12 protein-coding genes are annotated in these 14,638 nt (G+C 47.4%); all 12 read right to left on the bottom strand.

What is annotated here, in order from left to right; translation table 11 throughout:
* Positions 1–54 precede the first annotated feature (54 nt).
* Positions 55–1,368 carry an FtsX-like permease family protein gene (locus tag K6V21_RS18005; RefSeq protein ID WP_224319431.1) on the bottom strand — a complete coding sequence of 438 codons (1,314 nt, stop codon included), beginning with the start codon at positions 1,366–1,368 and terminating at the stop codon, positions 55–57.
* 34 nt (positions 1,369–1,402) lie between these two features.
* Positions 1,403–2,641, bottom strand: a complete 1,239-nt coding sequence (locus K6V21_RS18000) for an ABC transporter permease (protein WP_217714498.1) — start codon at positions 2,639–2,641, stop codon at positions 1,403–1,405.
* A gap of 25 nt (positions 2,642–2,666) precedes the next feature.
* Positions 2,667–3,941 carry an ABC transporter permease gene (locus K6V21_RS17995; protein WP_224319430.1) on the bottom strand — a complete coding sequence of 425 codons (1,275 nt, stop codon included), beginning with the start codon at positions 3,939–3,941 and terminating at the stop codon, positions 2,667–2,669.
* A gap of 2 nt (positions 3,942–3,943) precedes the next feature.
* Positions 3,944–5,224, bottom strand: coding sequence for an ABC transporter permease (locus K6V21_RS17990; protein ID WP_217714500.1), 1,281 nt, complete (start codon positions 5,222–5,224; stop codon positions 3,944–3,946).
* 24 nt (positions 5,225–5,248) lie between these two features.
* On the bottom strand, positions 5,249–6,487 hold the full coding sequence (locus K6V21_RS17985) for an ABC transporter permease (RefSeq protein ID WP_224319429.1): 1,239 nt from the start codon (positions 6,485–6,487) through the stop codon (positions 5,249–5,251).
* Positions 6,488–6,520: 33 nt separating this feature from the next.
* Complete coding sequence (locus tag K6V21_RS17980) at positions 6,521–7,813, bottom strand: ABC transporter permease (RefSeq protein WP_224319428.1); 1,293 nt, start codon at positions 7,811–7,813, stop codon at positions 6,521–6,523.
* 12 nt (positions 7,814–7,825) lie between these two features.
* Positions 7,826–8,461 (bottom strand): GIN domain-containing protein, encoded by a 636-nt coding sequence (locus K6V21_RS17975; protein ID WP_217714503.1) that lies wholly within the window; start codon positions 8,459–8,461, stop codon positions 7,826–7,828.
* Positions 8,462–8,487: 26 nt separating this feature from the next.
* On the bottom strand, positions 8,488–9,750 hold the full coding sequence (locus K6V21_RS17970; protein WP_217714504.1) for an FtsX-like permease family protein: 1,263 nt from the start codon (positions 9,748–9,750) through the stop codon (positions 8,488–8,490).
* 15 nt (positions 9,751–9,765) lie between these two features.
* Entirely contained in the window at positions 9,766–11,040 is a 1,275-nt protein-coding gene (locus K6V21_RS17965) for an ABC transporter permease (protein ID WP_224319427.1), read from the bottom strand.
* Between the two features lie 52 nt (positions 11,041–11,092).
* Positions 11,093–11,758 carry an ABC transporter ATP-binding protein gene (locus K6V21_RS17960; protein WP_224319426.1) on the bottom strand — a complete coding sequence of 222 codons (666 nt, stop codon included), beginning with the start codon at positions 11,756–11,758 and terminating at the stop codon, positions 11,093–11,095.
* Between the two features lie 192 nt (positions 11,759–11,950).
* Positions 11,951–13,246, bottom strand: coding sequence for an ABC transporter permease (locus K6V21_RS17955; RefSeq protein WP_224319425.1), 1,296 nt, complete (start codon positions 13,244–13,246; stop codon positions 11,951–11,953).
* A gap of 5 nt (positions 13,247–13,251) precedes the next feature.
* The gene (locus K6V21_RS17950) at positions 13,252–14,571 is read right to left on the bottom strand and encodes an ABC transporter permease (RefSeq protein WP_224319424.1); all 1,320 of its coding nucleotides are present in this window, start codon (positions 14,569–14,571) and stop codon (positions 13,252–13,254) included.
* Positions 14,572–14,638: the final 67 nt, after the last annotated feature.

Below are 14,638 nucleotides of genomic sequence, written 5' to 3'. Positions count from 1 at the left end.
CCTTTTCTTTTACCCCATGCAAAAGAAAAGGTGCACATATAGAAGAAAACCTGACTATTCGTCGTGCAAGGCATCCGCCGGTTTCACTCGCATCGCCTGTGCAGCAGGGAACCAGATACCGGCAATTACCATCAAAGTCATAAGAAAGAAAGTGAATAATGAGACTACAACAAAGCGAAGTCCGGTAGCATCAGCCTGTTCTGTCATTATAGCTTCCGCCATAACCAGGTTACCGCAAATAATCAGAGCCGGAATAGCAGCCAACACCAGCAACAGCAACCCTTCTCCCACTAATCGGGAACGTATCCGGGAGCGGCTGCTTCCCATCGCCATACGCAAAGCAATTTCACTACGGCGGTGACGGGTACGAAACCAGAAAGTACCCATCAACCCGATAAAAACATTGAAGCTAAAGAATATAGCTATAAGCCGTGCACTGCGGATATACGGAGTAATCCCCTCGGATGCATCACGCTCCGCTTTCTGTTCATCATAACTGCGGACTTCAAACAGATAGAACGGAGCAACCTGCAACCGAGAAGTCATTTCACGAGAAAAGCGGGTCGCAAAATCATTCGTATCAGCTTCGGGACGCACGCGAATAGAAATAGAGGGAACAGCCTGCCCCCGATAGAACCAATTTGGAAGCGGAGTTAAAATGAAAGGTTCATAACGGGCATAATCATCCGTTTTCTGATGACTGCATACAGCAGCTACCCGGTAACGAAGACTACTACCTGTATAATAGTCAAAAAACTCTTGTCCCACTACTCCGCTATCGGTGTGGAAAAGGCTATCTGCCAGTTCTACTGTAATAACGGCAGGCAATGGAGTGATCGCAGGATTCCACTCGGCTGAAGCAAATGACAACGAAGAACCGGAAGTGCTTTCAAACGCATTCATGCCAGCAGAAAACATTCCTGCACCTTCTTGTATCGGAATGCGCATTACATCAAAATATTCAGGAGATACATAACGAATGTTAGCTATTGTCACATGAACGCTATCCATGGTATATCCCTGAATTACAGTATTTCGGGTATAGGCATCAGCACCAAGCCAGATGCTGGCACTCTCTACGTCCTGATGTTCCTTGATGCGTCGAAATGCTTCCTCCATAGGCTTAAACCAAAAGCGTTGCAGACTATCCTCGGATGAACAGAGCACAAGTTGCTTAGGATTAGTGGAAAGACGAAGCTTGTATACATGTTCCAGATCGTAACCTTTGGGCTGACGCTCGGCATAAGCAAAGCCATAGAGCATATCGAGGCAATACCATAACAACACGAACACGATTAAGAGTTCGGCAAAAAGCCAACCGTTTGCACGACGCTGGTTCCAAATTTGTGTCAGAATGGACTTTATCATAATGATTTCTCTTTAGTTCATGTTTGCAATTTATTTATTCTCCACTGAGGACTTCCGCTATCGGTCGATGCGTAGCATTCCATGCCGGAATGAATACGGACAACAGATTAAAAAGCAGGCACACGCCCAACACGGTGAGGAAGACTGCAGGACGCAGGAAAAGCCAGATACTGACTTCAAAGTTACCTTCCGTATATCCACCTGCCAGCATCCAGTCCTTCCCCAACCATAACAGCAGGCATGATAACAGGAAGCCCAGCAATGCACCAATGAATGCCAGCAACAGATTCTCAAGAAGCAATTGCCACACCAGAGTAGAGCGACTGGCACCATAAGCTTTACGCACTGCCAACTCCGACAAGCGACGGGACATCTGTGAAGAAATAAGTCCACTGACGTTGATTGCAGGTACAATAAGCAGGATAAGCCCCAGCATAATGCAAGTGACCATAGGATTCAGGAAGTCGTCACGGAAAAACTGGCGTTCGGTGTAAGTACTCAGGTCGGGAAGTGTTAATTCATATTCAGTAAGCGAAGCATTCAATCGGTCGAGTGAGTTTTCTATCTGCAATTTCATCTCCGCAGGACTAACACCGGGCTCACACAATACCATAGCTTCAAATCCACCGCGCAATCCCTCACTACCCCAGGCAGGGTCTTGGGTATAATAAGGCAACCAAACCTCACCATAAGCAAAGGCAAACAGTGAACTGACATCTTCAGTGACACCTACTACGCGTTTGGGATAGAAATCCACAAAATAATTCTTTCCCAATGCCTCTTCCGCCGAACCGAAGGCTTCACGAGCCAAACGCTCGGCAATGACGACCACATCGGCACAGGCATCAAACTCCTGTTGGTCGAAAGGACGCCCTGCTACAAAACGGATATCATACAAACGCCAGAAATTCAAATCTACACGGCGGTTCTGGCAACGCTGCCCCTTCTCGGGCGAAACGCCGCAATATTCCATCGTAGTATAGCTCATATAAGTGACCAGTTCAGCACCGGGCAAATCAGCAAAAATACGACAAGCTGCCTGATAAGACATACCTGTGTTTGCATTACTATGGTCAGCCTTGCGATAACTGTACCCATAAGAGGAATAAACCATACGGTCGCGGTGCGACTCAGGGCGGATGTTGGCAGTCTGGATGTCGTAAACCATATAGACCACCATGACAAAGGCAATACTCACCGCCGTTCCAATGATGGAAACAGTACTGAAAAATGGGTTCTGCCGTAGAAGTGAAAATGCTTGTCGGATTATCATAAGTATATCGTTTTATAATATAAGACTACTCATCGTGCAAGGCTTCGGCAGGCTGTAACTGCATAGCCTTGTAAGCCGGATACCAGATGCCAACGACAATCATCAATGCCATCAACAACCACGTAAACACAGCAGCAATCAAGAAGCGCTCAAATGTGAACTGCATTTTACTGATATCCACCAACTCGGCAATACCCACATTGAAGGCAATCAGCAGAGCAGGAATAGCAGCGGCCGATAATAGCAACAGCCCCTCACCCATCAGGCGTAAGAACACACCACGACGGCTGGAACCCATCGCCATGCGCAGCGCCACTTCACGACGCCGATGCTGTGTACGGAACCAGAAAGTGCCGATGACACCCAGAAATATATTCAGCATCAAGAAGAAGAGGATGCAAAGTTGCGTCTTCACCTCATTCACATCCTCAAGCTCTCGGACATAGCGAATATCACTGAAAGGAAGCGCATCAAGCAAGTAGACATTACCTACCCGATAGAGACGGTCCACATCCTCCATAAGCGCGTCAACAAAGTCATGGTCCGCATCGGGTGAAACGCGCAGGCTGACCTGGACATAACGTACATTGCCCAAATCATTGATAAGAGCATCCCTATTCAGATTATGACCGATAAATGCGCCACCCCACTCGCTCGATGTTTCAAAATGAGAACTACGTACAGGGGCGGCAATGGCGGCAATACGCCGATGATAACCACGGTCGGGATAGGACGAAGAGACTTCCTTGTTCAGCAAAGAACGGGCATCGGACATATTCAGTTGGGGATACCTGTCGGTGACATTAGAAGTGACAACCAGAGTCTGGTCGGAAATAGCAGCAACTAGTTTATCCGGACCACCACCATCAGCAGCCTGGTAACGGAAAACACGATAGAAATCCGGATCGGACCAAACCTGGTAAGCAGTGACGCAGACAGAATCCTGTAAATAGAAATATGCCCCATTACTCCCTTCATTATACGGGTAACAATTCTGTGAAACAGTAACACCCTCCACACCGGGACGGTGGCGTAAACGTTCAGTAATCTCAAGCAGGGCATCCACATCGTCTTCGGCTGTAAGATCCGGATTATACAATGCAGATTTGGGAGTCAGGCTATTAAAAGACAGATTGTAGCAGTGCTCCGTATCGAACCCCATCGGAGTATGATAAACACGTGCAGTAACCGTAACCCAGTCAACGATATACCACAACACAGCGAAAACCAACAATAATTCCACGAGCAGAAAAAGGTTACTCCGCCATTCATTCTTTATTTGTGTCAGCAGGTTCTTCATATCTATCTTTGATTAATAGCATCAGTAATATTCATCCGGGAAGCACGCCATGCAGGAATACCTGCGGAAAGTATGTTCATCAGGAGACAGAATGCAAATGCTGCAATAAATGCCCACGGTGACAGCAACATCCCCGGTGTCAGTGCAGTCTCACCACTCAGAGAAGCATTCATCGAATTGCTGAAAAGGAAACCGTTCAGCGCAAAAGTAGCAACGTAGCTCAATACCAAACCAACGATACCTGCCAGCAATGTCAACACCAGATTCTCGAAAAATACTTGCCGCATCAATTCACCGCCCGTAGCACCGAAAGCCTTACGTACCCCAATTTCAGCCATACGACGACGCATACGCGAAAGAGTCATGCCGGACAGGTTAACCGCCGGAACAAGAAGCAGAATGATAACAACAATAGCATAGCGCAGCATCACTCCCGGGACATCAGGTTCTGCATACCAGCGGCGATAAAGATAAGCCAGTTGCGTATCAGGCTGACCGCGATAAAAGACTTCTACATCCTGCAACCCGTCATTATACTTTTTGCGCAGCAGCTCGGTTTCCTCACGAATGGCATCGAAGTCCGCAGACGAGCGTGCAAGGATAATGGCATGCATAGGCCCCATCGTATCATCTCGCCAAGACATAGCATCTGCGCCCGCAGCAGTATAAGGCACCCATATCTGTGCATAAGCAGCCGTAGCAAGCATAGAGACATCAGCAACCACTCCGGCAACGGTATAATCAACATAATCCAGTTGCACTGTACGTCCCACAGCATCCGTAGTACCAAACAGCTTGCGGGCTGTAGTAGCATCCAGCACCGCACGCGTTAATCCGGCATCACAGTCAGCCTTGGTAAATGCCGCGCCACTCAGAAAATGAAAACTGAAAATTGTCCAGAATGCTTCGTCGGTTTGCACCATATCCGCTGTCGCTTTCGATCCGGAAGGAACAGAAGCACGAACTCTATAGACACCACTGGCTAAAGTTACAGCTTCGGGCATACTCAATGCACGGAAACACTCTCTCCCAGTGCGCACGGACATGGAAGCATTGGCGGACTCATTGTCTGATTTTCCTTTTTGCTTTACAGACATATAAGGGACATAAAGTGTACGCGAGCGATTCACTTCAGGTTCACAATCCACGAGTCGCACCTGGAAAGTAATAACAAGCACCATAATCATGCAGATTGCCATTGCCGTACCTAATATGGACACCCAGGTAATGATCGGGTTCTCGCGCAAATGGTAAAATGCCTGAAGAAAGTAGAGTCGTATCATAATATTTCGTTTTATCTTAAAAACTTATTCGTCATGCAAGGCTTCAGCCGGCTGCACCTTCATTGCCTTACGTGCCGGAATACCGATACCGATGGCAATCATCAACGCCATCAATACAAAACTAATACCCGCACAGAGTAATAATCGGTCCCATTCCAGCGTCGTACCGTTACGCCATGAATTCAGTTCCATATGCGCCAGGTTCCAGTCAATGACCAGTGCAATAGGTGTAACAACCGCCAGCAGCAACAAGCCTTCACTGAGCAGTCGGCTGAAAATGGCACGGTCCGTTGCACCATGTGCTTTATGCAATGCAATCTCCGAACGGCGTTGCTGCGTACGGAACCAGAATGTTCCAAGCAGTCCGAGGAAGATATTCAGCAGCAGGAATCCCATACCCATCACATAGTTACGGATATCATTGGTCCATGCTTGCTGGAAGTTGCGGCGTATATCGTGGAACGAGCGAATCTCCGAAATAAAGAGGTTGCCTATACGGAACTGGCTTTCACTGTCCTCCTTCAATTTCGTGATGAAATCGTTATCCTGTCCTTCGCGGACGCGGACACAGAGTTCCAAATCTACATAATAGAAAGACTGTTTGGCCAGGAAGCAATACGAAGAACGAGCCTGGTCGTAGTCATGATAGCGTACATTCTGCAAGGCGGCTCCCAGTTGATACGTCTTGGTCGTATCACCGAAAAGCTGGAAACGTTTGCCTACAAACTCCGTCAACTTACGGTCGTACTTTCTATAAAGATTATCAGAAGCCAGAAATTCACCGCGTTCCAGCATCTCCGCCAATTGTTCGGGTGTTTCACCCCGTGTGCCCTGATAGCGGAAGACACGCACAAAGTCCGGAGTAACCATTCTACGGATGGTCCAGCCGGGTGACTGGAGCGTATCATAACGCACCTCCCCGCTACTATTGCTTCCATTATAAGGATAGGAGTTTTGCGAAAGGCTGACAGCCTCCACCTCCGGCCGGCGGCGCAAGCGTTCCAGCAGTTCGGTGATATCCGCATGAGTATCATCCCTGGTCTTATTAGGCGTATAATCAGGACTCTTGGGTGTCAGTTCTCCCAATTCAATGAGATAGCAGTGCTCTATGTTGAAGCCTCGCGGTTCCAGGTAAGTGGCAGCGCGGGTATAAAGGTAGTCCACCACATACCACATCACTACGCTCACCACCAGCAGCTCCAACACCAACCATAGGTTTGAGAGCCATTCATTCTTTATCTGTGTAAGAAGTTTCTCAGTCATTTCTTTCAGTGATTAATGTTTAGTGATGAGTGATTAATGCAGGCGTCCGCCCAATGCATTTACAATTCCTACTCTCGATGCACGCCATGCCGGAATACCGGAACTCAATAAGTTCAGTATAAAACAGAACAACAATGCCCAGCCAAAGGTGGAGGCATGCAGCAATATGCTGGTATCCACTGCCGGAGGACTGAGTGTTTGGCTGAACTCCTGCGCAAACAATAATGTATTACCTAAATAAGCAAATGCCACACTGAGCAATAGTCCCAGTACACCAGCCATCAGGGTCACTACAAGATTCTCGGCAATGATTTGTCCCATCAGTTCCAGCCGCGTACTGCCAAATGCACGTCGCACACCTATTTCGGCCACACGCTGACGAAGACGGCTCTGTGTCATACTACTCAGATTGATGGCGGGCACTATCAGCAGGATAACAAAGATTATCAGTCTCTGCCTGCGTGCCTGGTCCACGTCCGGTTCCAGATTGGCAGCAAAGGCTATTGCATTTTTCTCCTGATCGTACGGGCGGTTACGGTAAATCAACTCGTAGCCATCGGCGCCAATCAACACATTATACTCCTGTCTGCGCCGTTCTGCTTCCTCGCGGATGGCATCGAAGTCATCGCGGTCATGTGCCAGGATGGTGCAGCTCATCATACCCATGTGTCCATCGCTCCACATATTTATAGCTATCTCTGTTGAGGTATAAGGCACCCATACCTGTCCGTATGCAGATGTAGCCAACGTAGAAACATCTTTCACTACACCTATTACTTTATAGGGTGCATGGTTTAGCAAAAACTCACGTCCTTCAACTTCTGTACTTTGAAACAGTTTTCTGGCTACACTTTCCGTGACAACCGCTACCGGCAACCCGGCATCGAACGTCGCCTTATCATAAGGCTTCCCGGCAGTGAATGAGAAGTCGAACACGCGCCAGAAAATATCATCCGTCTGCAACAGGTCGATACCTATGGCAGGTTGCCCCGGAAGATTGACCGGAGTAGAGATTACCATACAAGTATAAATAGTCACTGCCTCAGGTGTCTTCAACGTCTGGAAGCACTCACGTGCTGTCCTCGCACTCATAGGCCCGTTACTGCTGCCGTCGCCCCAGTTTTTATTGGTAATACTCATGTAGTGCACATGCAGAAAGCGGTCACGGTTACTTTCGGGAGCAAAAGGCGCTACCTTCACTTGCTGCATCATCACCACCAGCATAATGAGGAAGATGGCAAGTGCCGTACCTGCTATGCTGACAGCACTGATTATCGGCTGTTGCCGTAGCTGTGCCCACGCTTGCGTAAAATATTGTTTAATCATTGGGTCAATTTATTATTTATCTCCTACTTTCAGATTACGTGTATTCACACCACCGATACCGCCTTTTGAAATATCCGCCTGTCCGGCACGTCCGCTCAACGTAACACTGCCCACACCTTCCATCGAGGCACGCAGACGGTCACAATTCACATGGATATCAGCTTTGCCCACGCCCTCCATCTCTACTACAAGGGAATTACAAGTCAAATCTTTCACATTTACCTTGCCGACGCCTTCTATCTCGAACTTCACATCATCCAGTTTCAATGCTTCATTGCAATTGAATGAGCCGACACCTGTAAACTCTACATTCTTCAGATTAGGAGCGGTGAGCCATATCGTGACACCTTTGTTACGACTGTTGTCACCGTCTTTTTTGTTTTTGAAACCAATGACAAGGCAGTCATTCTTCACTTCGGTAGTAGTGGTGGTCACATACTCTTCCCTACCTTCTATCTTCAGAGAATAGTTATTGCTCTGCGTGAAATACACAGTAGCCACAGACGTAACTTTCACAGAGGAGAAAGCCTCTACTTTACGGATTTCGCTAACCTGCGGGTCTTTTTCGTTAGCTGCATAAACTGTACCGGCTACTGCGGCAAATAATAAACTCAGGGTTATAAATAAAGCTCTCATAATCTTTCTCATATTAATGATTAATACCAATTTATTTCTTATTCTTCATGTAATGCTTCGGCCGGCTGTATCTTCATCGCCTGCCGTGCCGGGAACCAAATGCCCACCATTACCATCAATGCTATCAGCAGCCAAGCTCCTAAGGAACCGAGCAGAAAACGCATAAAAGTCCATTTGACAGGCCACGTGGAAATCAGCTCCGTCCGTCCGATGGTGAATTCCGCCACACCTATATTATAGCAAATAATCATAGCGGGTAACGTCACCAATGCAAGCAGCAATAATCCCTCACCCGTCAACAGGCGGAACACCTGGCTCTTTGTGCTCCCCATAGCCAGACGCAAAGCTATTTCACCACGGCGGCGACGGGTACGGAACCAGAACGTTCCGATCAATCCCAGGAATACATTTACCAACAGGAAAAGCACTACAATTGCCTGACTGTTCACCTTGTCCGTATCTCCGTTCATGACTTCAAACTGCAACTGCTGTTCGGTATAAGGCACAGCGTCCGCCACAAACAAGTCATCTACATCCAGTCGAGGTGCAATCTCACGGATAAACTTCGCACGGTAGTCCGGGCCATCGGCAGCAGACTTCACACGAAAAACGATTTGCGCCCAATTGTCAGCAAATTCCGTTTTTATCAGATTCTCGTCTATACGAAAGAAAAACCAGGAGGCATCACTTCCATAGCGATAGGTACGGAAAGCTTCTATCATTCCGCCTTGTGTGACGACCGACGTGGTATCGCCATAATAACTCAGCGGCGTGTCCAACGAAAACGTCGGCATTCTCTTCTTGAAGCGGTCGACAGCAGCCTGGCTCAGCATTACGTTATTTCTGCCCGAAGGGGTTTTGGCAAAGGGACGCTGCGGATCATCACGCATACGGAAAACGTCAACGTATCCTCCGGTTGCATTAATGATACGTGCATTCACCCCGATAGTGTCCTGCGCAGCCAGTGAATTGTCGCTGTTGTTTCCACTCATCGGCAAACTCCAATAACACAGGGCAGCCGCCTCAACGCTGGGTTCCTGCTCCAGTTTCTGCAAGGCGCGCAGGTATCTGTCGGCATTTGTCAGGGTGGTGTCACTGGTGGCACCTCCTATAATCGTGTTAAGCTGATAAACGTGATCGATATTGTAACCAAGCGGGCGGTAAAAAGTATATTTAAGGCAACCCAACGAGTCGCAAAGGAACCACATCACGATGAATACCAGGAATAGTTCAGCCAACACCCAGCCGTTGCTGCGCAAGCGCGACCAAATCATGCGTAAATTATGTAGTATGAATTTCATAAAGCTATTCTCCTTTTATTTATCGTTCAATGAGTCCACAATCGTGCGGCGTGCAGCGATCCAGGCGGGCAGCCCCGCACTCAATATATTAATAACCAGACAGAAAACAAAGGCCAGGACAAATACCATCGGACTGAATAACGCTTCCATACTCAGGCTGAAATCGCCCGCCGTACCAATATTTTGGCTGTTGGTAAACAACCAGGTACGCATAGCATAGACCGCAAGATAGCTGAATATCAAACCGAGAATTCCTCCCAATGATGTCAGCACCAGATTCTCGTTCAATATCTGTCGGATAAGTGTGTTCCTCGTTGCTCCGAAGGCCTTGCGCACTCCTAACTCGCTGATGCGTTGCTGCATACGGCTATTACTCAGTCCACACAGATTGAGTGAGGGCACCAGCAGGATAATGAACAAAGCAATGGCGTATTGCAGATAGAGCATCGGCAAATCAGGTCCCACATTGGACCAAACATGATTCACGTGTGCCACAATATTATCAGGCTGCTCCATTATATCAAGCTGCCTCTCTTCCAGACCGGCATTAATGTCCTTCACACGCTTCTCCACCCCTTGCTTAATGGCAGGAAAATCATCCGGAGTACGTACCATAACGGCAATTGTTTTTCCACCGCTATAACTCCACCAACCGGTCACTTTCAACTCATTGGCATGGTACATACCCCACACCTGGGCATAAGCATCTTTAGCAGTAACGGAGACATCCTTCACTACACCAATAACATTCGACAACTCCCTGTTCAGTAATATTTGCCGTCCTGCTACTTCCGTAGTTCCAAAGAGTTTTCGGGCCACAGAAGCACAAATAACGATGGCCCTCATGTCTCCTCCCCGATCCGCTTCTGTGAAGCCTCTTCCATCGAGAAACTGCATGCTGAATATCTTCCAGAAGTCAGGATCGGTATTCAAAGCATCTACTTTCACCCGGTTGCTTCCATCTGTTAAAGACACTAACGCTACCTCTGCCGTAGTGAATGCTGTACAAGCTTCCACTTCCGGAAGCGGCTGTATGCACTCTTTCATAAATGCGGCTGAAGGTTTGCCATAGGTATTCCAACCCTTATTCTCCTTTCCCTGCACGTGCATAGCAGAGAAGTAAAGGCAACGGCTCCGGTTCACCTCCGGTTCCAGATCGGCATATTTCGTCTGCCAAGTAATCACAATAGCCATAATCATGGTAATGGCGAAAGCCGTACCCAGAATGGATATCGTACTCAGCAACGGATTTTGTCGCAAGAGGCCAAAGGCTTGGCGAATAGTCTGCATAATTACATCCTTCCTTTTATTCTTTTACTTTTTCATTCTTCCATCTGCCCCCTTATTCTACCTGACGGCCATCGAAGAAGCGTACCGTGCGGCTTGTCTGTTTCGCCTGTTCTTCATTGTGAGTTACCATCACGATGGTGCGTCCGTCTTCCTTATTCAACTGGTGCAGCAGTTCCATTACCTCAGCACCCATCTTAGAGTCCAGGTTACCGGTCGGCTCATCGGCAAGGATTATCTCCGGATTACCAATAATGGCACGGGCAACAGCCACACGCTGGCACTGACCACCAGAGAGTTGTGTCGGCATGTGACGCATACGGTGACTCAAGCCTACCTTCGCCAGCACTTCTTCTGCCAAACGGCGGCGTTCTCTGGCGGACACCTTTCTATATAATAAAGGAAGTTCTACATTATCGAGCACATTCAATGAGTTAATCAAGTGGAAAGACTGGAATACAAAACCCAATTTCTTGTTACGGAAAGCAGCCAGTTCCTTATCCTTCATGCCATCCGTACGAGTACCGTCGATCTCAATAATCCCGCTTGTTGGAGCATCCAGAAGACCTACAATATTCAGCAACGTAGATTTTCCGCAACCGGAAGGCCCCATAATACTGAGGAACTCACCTTTCTCTACTTCAAGGTTTACATTTTCCAATGCCACGGTTTCAATCTCGTTCGTACGATAAATCTTGTTTATCTCAGTCAATTTAATCATAATGGTAAGTATTTAATTGTTATTAATTAATTTTATTAGTGTATGTTCCGCCTTCCTATGGTCAAACAGCATGCCAAAAAAGGTAGGCATTCGTTTTCAGCACTTTACGCCGACGGAGAGGTGTCCGATAATGAACACTTTGTCCGCTTTTAGTTGGTAGTGAGGACCGCGATACCTACCACGGGACGAGCGCTATTCATCACGTAGCGCCTCTGTCGGCGGTATGCGGCTTATCTTGCGGGCAGGAATATAAATACCAATCAACACCACTGCCAGCATGATAAAGAAGACTATGAATGACACTATAAGGAAATGTTGCGCAAAATCCGTCACCCAGTAGGTCTCCGTGCTATCTATCCAGCCGCTTCCTTTCTCCAGGCCTTCTTTGAGTGCATATTGCAAGTAAAGCAAGCATCCCGTAAGTACAGCTATGAATGTCAGCACTACTCCTTCGCCCATCAACAGGCGTACGATATACCCCGGCGTACCGCCAAAGGAAAGTATCACCCCTACTTCTTCGCGGCGCGTGCGTGTCTGCAACCAGAAAGTACCGATAACTCCCAAACAAAGATTTATTAAAAAGAAAGCGGCCATTGCCAGATTACGGCGATAGATAGCCGTAGCGCCACCGGCCTCACCATCTTCTATCAGTTTATCATACGACTGCACACTACGCGCAAAAAGATTACCTGCCCGCAATTCCTTAACCATCCAAGGTTTGAATTCATGTAAGAAACGTTGCATACTGACTCCTTCTTTCAAGCGTAGAAGTATGCGCGCATCTTCAGCGGTATCTTCCATATCAATGGAGAGCAAGGGAATAAACTGTACCGCAACAGGACGCCATTCGCTGTATGTTTTAAAAGTTCCCACTGCTCCGGTGACAGCTAAATAAGTTGTATCACTTCCCTGCCGGTACCAACAACGCTTACCATGCACATCTTTGGTATGAAATAGCCGTTCAACGGCATTTTCCGTCAGCACAATATCATTTTGTGTATAGTTGTAATCGGATAATTGTTCCGGTGTCATACCGCGTCCGGGACGAAAGCCATAAGTTTCGAAAAAACGGGTGTGAGGCAGAAAATGCATGGCCATTACCGACAAATCAAGAGTATCACCCTCAGCACGAAGCTGGCTATTGCTATTACCCTGTGAATTGGGATAACAGAAACCTAATACAGGTGTAGCAGATTCTACCCCTGTATAATTCTCAACAAGACGCACAAGGTTCAGATAAGAGTTTATAACGACAGCTGAATCTTCCGCCTGTTCATCATAACCGGGTGCTTGCGGCTGCAAGGTACTAAGCGAAACAAAGCAGAGACGGTCCGCATCATATCCTAAAGGAATATTACGGTCGTGCGTCACCACTACAACCGGATCGAGGATTATCCAGGAAACGATACTCACCAAAATTAATTCCGCCAACAACCAACCATTGCGACGACGACGCGCCCAAAGATTCTTCAATATAAGTTTCAGCATAATCTTTATCTTTTTTCATTCAATGAATATATAATCGGTTTCCGCAGTGAAGACCATGCCGGTATCAATGCCGACAGTAAGTTCAATGCAATGCATAATACCAGAGCCGAAGCAAATACCGCCGGAGCAAATAACATTTCACCGGAGACACGGATGTCTACTCCTTCGGGTACAGCAGCCGGCCAACTGTCGAACACGGTAAATACCCATTCACGAAAAACGTAAAGTGCCAGCCAGGCCAGCAATAGCCCAAGCAGCCCCCCAAACAATGTCAACAGCAGATTTTCCCACATCACTTGAGAGAGCAATCCGTTGCGTCCTGCACCAAACGATTTACGTACTCCCATTTCCGACAAACGGTTCTCCATGCGGCTTGCTATCATACCGCTCAGGTTGAGAGCAGGCACCAGCAACAACACAAGCAGAATCAACAGGAAATAGCGTACTGTGGCCCAGACATCAAACTTTTCACTGGCATAAGACTGGAAAACCTTAACCAAATGCGAGGTAGGCTGTTCCCAAAAGTCCACAGTCCAGTCATCAGGATGCATCAGGTTTTCTTTGCGGACAATTTCCTGAATCTCGGCATGCAATGCATCCGCCTGCGCATCATCCTTTACAAGAAAAGTAATAACAAAAGCGCCCAGATAAGGAAGACCGTATTTAGGTTCACGATAGCCCGGTGAAACACTATAAGGCACATAGATTTGGGCATAAGATTTATGAGTCAGATAACTAGCGCTACGCACCACGCCACAGACACGGTAACTGATATAATTCAGACTGAATGTTTGTCCCACCACTCCCTCGGAAGTACCAAATAAACGGCGGGCCAAATCTTCGGTTATGACTGCCGTATAAATACCACTTTCGAGGTCAGACTGCGTAAAGGCTTTCCCTTCCAGGAACTGAAAAGAATAGATACGGAAGAAATTCGGGTCAGTCAACTTCACATCCGCCTGAAAATCCCCGCTACGGTCGGCAGGCTGGATATAGCTGTTTTCCGACATATCACTACCCAAAGTTCCGGACACTACGACAGCATTTTCCAACGGATAGAACCAGTCTTGCAATGCCTTGTAAGATAACGCCCACTGATACGTATGCTTATTCTCTTCCGTCCCTGTCTGAAAACGTGAACTAGAAAGATACAGCGTATTCATACGATTCACCTCCGGATACACCGGAGCAATCTTTACATAATAGACCACAGCCACAATCATAGTCATAGCAATAGCCAGTCCTGTACCGACTATGTAAAGGGTACTAAAAAGCGGGTTTTGTTTCAACAAAACCCAGGCTTGCTTCAAATAGATTTTTACCATCCCTTTTTAAATTTTCAGTTATGAATTAGTTACGAGCTGCAAGTTGCTGAAACCCTCACCCCGAAAG

The sequence above is a fragment of the Bacteroides cellulosilyticus genome (assembly GCF_020091405.1).
Taxonomy (GTDB): domain Bacteria; phylum Bacteroidota; class Bacteroidia; order Bacteroidales; family Bacteroidaceae; genus Bacteroides.
Note: the sequence above shows the minus strand (reverse complement) of the source record. Positions and strands in the feature narration are given on the sequence as shown.

Bases quoted from the DNA above. Each gene is read 5' to 3' on its own strand.
- K6V21_RS18005 (WP_224319431.1), bottom strand. From the start codon at position 1,368: ATGATAAAGTCCATTCTGACACAAATTTGGAACCAGCGTCGTGCAAAC.
- K6V21_RS18000 (WP_217714498.1), bottom strand. From the start codon at position 2,641: ATGATAATCCGACAAGCATTTTCACTTCTACGGCAGAACCCATTTTTC.
- K6V21_RS17995 (WP_224319430.1), bottom strand. From the start codon at position 3,941: ATGAAGAACCTGCTGACACAAATAAAGAATGAATGGCGGAGTAACCTT.
- K6V21_RS17990 (WP_217714500.1), bottom strand. From the start codon at position 5,224: ATGATACGACTCTACTTTCTTCAGGCATTTTACCATTTGCGCGAGAAC.
- K6V21_RS17985 (WP_224319429.1), bottom strand. From the start codon at position 6,487: ATGACTGAGAAACTTCTTACACAGATAAAGAATGAATGGCTCTCAAAC.
- K6V21_RS17980 (WP_224319428.1), bottom strand. From the start codon at position 7,813: ATGATTAAACAATATTTTACGCAAGCGTGGGCACAGCTACGGCAACAG.
- K6V21_RS17975 (WP_217714503.1), bottom strand. From the start codon at position 8,461: ATGAGAAAGATTATGAGAGCTTTATTTATAACCCTGAGTTTATTATTT.
- K6V21_RS17970 (WP_217714504.1), bottom strand. From the start codon at position 9,750: ATGAAATTCATACTACATAATTTACGCATGATTTGGTCGCGCTTGCGC.
- K6V21_RS17965 (WP_224319427.1), bottom strand. From the start codon at position 11,040: ATGCAGACTATTCGCCAAGCCTTTGGCCTCTTGCGACAAAATCCGTTG.
- K6V21_RS17960 (WP_224319426.1), bottom strand. From the start codon at position 11,758: ATGATTAAATTGACTGAGATAAACAAGATTTATCGTACGAACGAGATT.
- K6V21_RS17955 (WP_224319425.1), bottom strand. From the start codon at position 13,246: ATGCTGAAACTTATATTGAAGAATCTTTGGGCGCGTCGTCGTCGCAAT.
- K6V21_RS17950 (WP_224319424.1), bottom strand. From the start codon at position 14,571: ATGGTAAAAATCTATTTGAAGCAAGCCTGGGTTTTGTTGAAACAAAAC.